General features: G+C 62.7%; 3 protein-coding genes and 1 pseudogene. 1 reads left to right on the forward strand and 3 read right to left on the reverse strand.

Annotated elements, in window-relative coordinates; genetic code table 11:
• The 3 genes and pseudogenes from QZ522_RS18435 to fsa form a co-directional block, all read right to left on the reverse strand.
• Positions 1-188, reverse strand: a pseudogene (locus tag QZ522_RS18435) (recombinase XerC); the annotation flags it as partial.
• The gene (locus tag QZ522_RS18440; protein ID WP_294615031.1) at positions 185-892 is read right to left on the reverse strand and encodes a DUF484 family protein; all 708 of its coding nucleotides are present in this window, start codon (positions 890-892) and stop codon (positions 185-187) included. The gene QZ522_RS18440 and the pseudogene QZ522_RS18435, both read right to left, overlap by 4 nt.
• 37 nt (positions 893-929) lie before the next feature.
• The gene (gene fsa / locus QZ522_RS18445; protein ID WP_294615033.1) at positions 930-1,583 is read right to left on the reverse strand and encodes a fructose-6-phosphate aldolase; all 654 of its coding nucleotides are present in this window, start codon (positions 1,581-1,583) and stop codon (positions 930-932) included.
• Between the two features lie 90 nt (positions 1,584-1,673).
• Between fsa and priA the strand changes: the two genes are divergently transcribed.
• Positions 1,674-3,561: primosomal protein N' (priA, locus tag QZ522_RS18450; protein WP_294615035.1), on the forward strand; the 1,888-nt coding region annotated here is incomplete at its 3' end.

The raw sequence follows: 3,561 nt of genomic DNA on the forward strand, positions 1-3,561 counted from the left end.
ATGTCGGCGGTGCCGATCCTGGCCAATGCGCCAAGACCCTGGGGCTGGCCGCTGTGTTCGGTCATGAAGGCCAGAAAGCCCGCCACGTCGCGCGCGTAAGCGTCAAGCGTGTTGTCCGAGGCGCCCTTGAGCGCCTTTTGTGACGCCAGCCAGCACTGCAACGAATCGCGGGCGGCCGGGCTTGTCATGACAACCAGCGCCGCATGGAGCGCTCGAAAACCCCGGCAAAGAACGCCAGAAGGTCGGTGCCCTGTTGCGGGCTGAACTGATGCGGGTCTTCGGCGCCCATGGCCAGCATGCCGGGCAGGCGGTCAGGCCCGAAATCCAGAAGCAGACAGGCCTCGGAGCGCACGAAAGTGGCGTCGCGGCCATAAATCCGCATGTCGCCCTCATTGATCTGGCGCAAGGTGACCTGCCGGGCAGGCGCATCGCGCCCCCCTGTCAGATAGGATTTGATGAATCCCGGCTCTGCCACCGACAGCACATCGCCAAGGCGACCCACCGCCGGGTCACTGTCATTTTGCACCGATTCAAGCACAAGCCGGATCGAATCGACCCGCAGGATATGGGCGACTTCGCCGCCAAGATCGCGCAGGAAGCTTTCAAACTCGACCGGGTCAAGCATCCGCAAAATCGCACGATGCACCTGATTTGTGCCCGCAAGATTTTCGTAAGCGGCTGCAATCACACTGCGGTGAGTGTCTTCAAGCCGGTCAAGCCGTGCTTCAAGACGATCCATCGCAATGCCGCGAAGGTCGACGATATTGCCGCCCATCGCCCGTTCGTTCGCGGCAATGAGAGCGCGCATAAGGTCTTGATCTTCAAGAATAACATCTGGCTGCGCGATGATACGTTCGCGCAGCGCGTCATTCATTTCCGGCTTGCTGCTCATGTCTGTCTCGGTCTTGTTTTTGGCGTTATAGCACGGCTTACAGGATTTGCTGCCCTGTTTTTGCCCAGTCGGCCATAAAGGTCTCAAGCCCCTGGTTGGTCAGCGGGTGCTCTGCCATCTTCTTGATCACGGCGGGGGGCGCGGTCATCACGTCGGCGCCGATCATTGCCGCCTGATAGGCGTGATTGACCGTGCGGATCGAGGCCGCAAGAATCTCTGTGTCAAAGCCGTAATTGTCATAGATTGTGCGGATATCCGCGATCAAATCCATGCCGTCGAGGTTGATATCGTCAAGCCGCCCGATAAAGGGGCTGATGAAGGTGGCCCCCGCCTTGGCCGCCAAAAGCGCCTGATTGGCGGAAAAGCACAGCGTGACATTGACCATGTTGCCCTCGCCCGAGAGCACCTTGCAGGCCTTGAGGCCATCCCAGGTCAGCGGCACCTTGACGGCGATGTTGTCGGCGATCTTGGCAAGCTTGCGGCCTTCGGCGATCATGTCATCGGCCTTGAGTGCAACGACTTCGGCGCTGACCGGGCCCGCGACCATGTCGGCGATTTCACGGGTTACGTCCAGGATATCGCGGCCCGATTTCAGGATCAGCGAGGGGTTTGTGGTCACGCCGTCGACCATGCCGAGATCGTTGAGCTCGGCAATCTGATCGGTTTCTGCGGTGTCGACAAAGAATTTCATGGGGGTGCCTCTGCGCGGGTTGGGTTTTCTGTCACAAGCGTTTACCTCATAGATCAGCCCACCGAAACCCCTCAGAGAGAGGAAGCCGCGTTGCCGCCGTCATCCCCCGACTTCTTTGACGAAGGCACGCTTGTGGCGGTTTTGACGGCGCAACCGATTGATCGCCCGCTGGATTATCTCGCGCCCGAGGGCGGATGCCTTCCGGGGGCCTTCGTCGAGGTGCCGCTTGGCCCGCGCAAGGTGTTGGGCGTGGTCTGGGGGCCGGGCAGGGGCGGGTTTGACCTCAGCAAGGCGCGTGCCATCATCCGGGTGCTTGATGTGGCGCCGATGCGCGATGAGATGCAGGCGTTCCTGCGTCGTGCCGCCGATTATACCCTCACGCCGATGCCCGCCATGTTGCGCCTCGCGACACGGGCGCCGGGGCTGAGCGATCCGCCGTCGATGCAAAAGGTCTATCGCCTTGGCACGAGCGAGCCCTCGCGCATGACCGATGCGCGCGCCCGCGTGCTTGAGGTGCTGCGCAGCTATGGCGGGTTTGGGTTCACCCTGAAAGAGCTGAGCGATCAGGCGGGGGTGACGGCCTCGGTGGTCAAGGGGTTGGTGGCACAGGGTGCGGTACGCGAAGAGGACACGCCCCGCGACATGCCCTTTGCCCGTCTTGACCCCGATCTTCCGTCCAAGGCCCTGACCGAGGATCAGGAGGCCGCCGCCAAAGCGCTGCGCGAGGGGCTGCGCTCTGACACCTATGGCACCACGCTTTTGCGCGGCGTCACCGGGTCGGGCAAGACCGAGGTTTACCTTGAAGCCGTGGCAGAGGCCCTGCGCCAGGGCCGTCAGGCGCTTGTGCTTCTGCCGGAAATCGCCCTAACGGCCGAGTTCCTCAACCGGGTCGAGGTGCGCTTTGGCGCACGCCCGGCGGAATGGCATTCCGGTGTCACCATGACCGAACGCCGCCGCACCTGGAAGATGGTCGGGCAGGGCGGCGCGCAGATGGTGGTCGGCGCGCGTTCGGCGCTGTTCCTGCCCTATCAGAACCTTGGCCTGATCATTGTCGATGAGGAACACGACACCTCATACAAACAGGAGGACGGGGTTCTTTATAACGCCCGCGACATGGCGGTGCTGCGCGCGGCGATCTGTGGCGCGCGGGTGATTCTGGCCTCGGCCACGCCAAGCCTTGAGAGCTGGGCCAATGCCGAGGCGGGTAAATACGACCGGCTTGAGCTGAACGCGCGTTATGGTGCGGCGGTGATGCCGGAACTGGCGGCGATCGACATGCGGACGCAGAAATTGCCGTCGAACCGGTGGATTTCGCCAAGCCTTCAGGCCGCAGTCAACGCCCGGATTGCAAAGGGCGAACAGGCGCTTTTGTTTCTCAACCGGCGTGGTTATGCGCCGACGACGATCTGCCGGGCCTGCGGCCATCAGATCGGCTGTGAGCACTGCGATGCGCGCATGGTCGAGCACCGGTTTCAGAAACGCCTTGTCTGTCATCAATGCGGGGAAAGCGCCCCCTTGCCGACGACCTGCCCGTCGTGCGGGGTCGAAGATCGGCTGGCGGCGGTGGGGCCGGGTGTCGAGCGGCTGGCCGAAGAGGCGGCAGCGCTGGATGCCAAGGCAGAACAGCTGCTCAAGGAACTCTACAAGGAGCTCACGCCCTGGCGCAAATGTCAGGTGGAGCGGCACCCTGAGCGGCCCCATTGTCGCGACTATATCGACGCGTTGTTCACCGAATACACCCCGCTGGCGGGGGATCGCAACTTTGCCGATGACCTGGCGGTGATGGGCGGCTTGGCCCGGTTCAACGACCAGCCAGTGATGGTGATCGGCCATGAAAAGGGCTCTGACACCAAATCGCGTATCACCCATAACTTTGGCATGGCCCGCCCCGAAGGCTATCGCAAGGCGGTGCGGCTGATGGAGATGGCCGGTCGCTTTGGCCTGCCAGTGGTGACGTTGGTGGATACCACCGGCGCCT

This window comes from uncultured Roseovarius sp., assembly GCF_913054395.1.
Lineage (GTDB): Bacteria > Pseudomonadota > Alphaproteobacteria > Rhodobacterales > Rhodobacteraceae > Roseovarius.